1 protein-coding gene is annotated in these 1,122 nt (G+C 28.4%); it reads left to right on the forward strand.

Annotation, left to right across the window (positions count from 1 at the left end; genetic code table 11):
- Nucleotides 1-67: 67 nt before the first annotated feature.
- Entirely contained in the window at nt 68-1,021 is a 954-nt protein-coding gene (gene corA / locus QOR43_RS08560) for a magnesium/cobalt transporter CorA (protein ID WP_265135065.1), read from the forward strand.
- The last annotated feature ends 101 nt before the right edge of the window (nt 1,022-1,122 follow it).

Genomic DNA, 1,122 nt, shown 5'->3' on the forward strand with positions numbered 1-1,122 from the left:
TTTTATTCAATTGACACTAAATCTAATAAGTCGTATAATTTTTTAATAAAAAAGAGGGATTTTAAAAATGGTTAGAGTTTTTTTAAAAGATGGCACAAAAATAAAGATAAAATCTATAAATACCCAAGAAAGATGTGAAGATAAATCTTCTGTTTTATGGATAGATATGCTTTCTCCTACCGAAGAAGAAATCAGATGGATAATGGAAAATTTTAATGTTGAAGTTCCAACAGCTCAAGAAAGAGAAGAAATAGAGATAAGTTCAAGATATTGGGAAGAAGAGGATAGTATCACAATTAACGTATATTTTTTAATTAGAGAAACGGATACTGCATTTAATGAAACAGTTACATTTATATTTAAAGATAACATAATAATAACAATTGCATATAGAGAGTTAAAAACATTTAAAGAATTTGTAAGAAGACTTATGAGCAATCCTAAATTTTATGAAAATGGATTTTATGTATTTGCAGGTATAATGGAAATAAGAATAGCTACAGATGCAGATATACTTGAATATACGGCAAAAGAAATATCAAAACTTGGTAAAATAGTATCTGCAGGTGATATAGATGTAACAGAATCAATAATTGAGTCTATATCTTCTTATGAAGATTTAAATATGACCATAAGAGAAAGTTTAACCGATAAACAAAGAATTTTATCTTCCCTTTTAAAAAGTAATAAACTTCCTTCTGAAGTAAGGGAAGAGCTTAGAATCATGATAAAAGACGTAAATTCTCTTATTGATTACACAAGATTTAATTTTGAGAGATTAAATTATCTTCAAAATACATTTCTCGGACTTCTTAATATAGAACAAAACAAAATTATAAAGATATTTGCTGTCCTATCTGTTGTATTTATGCCACCTACCCTTATTGCAAGTATATACGGTATGAACTTTGAAAATATACCGGAACTTCACTGGCATTATGGCTATTATATGTCTCTTGTTTTAATGTTTATTGTTTCTGTTGTTCCGTTATATATATTTAGAAAGAAAGGTTGGTTATAGATGCAAGCAAAATACCGCCAGACGGGAATGCTTGCAGGTATAATGGCGGAATATAAATAGCCCGTCCCAAAGTGAGATAAACACTTTGGCTATGTAGGTAT

It is taken from the genome of Venenivibrio stagnispumantis (genome assembly GCF_900182795.1).
Lineage (GTDB): Bacteria > Aquificota > Aquificia > Aquificales > Hydrogenothermaceae > Venenivibrio > Venenivibrio stagnispumantis.

Coding starts and splice junctions, on each gene's coding strand:
- corA (WP_265135065.1), top strand. CDS start 68: ATGGTTAGAGTTTTTTTAAAAGATGGCACAAAAATAAAGATAAAATCT.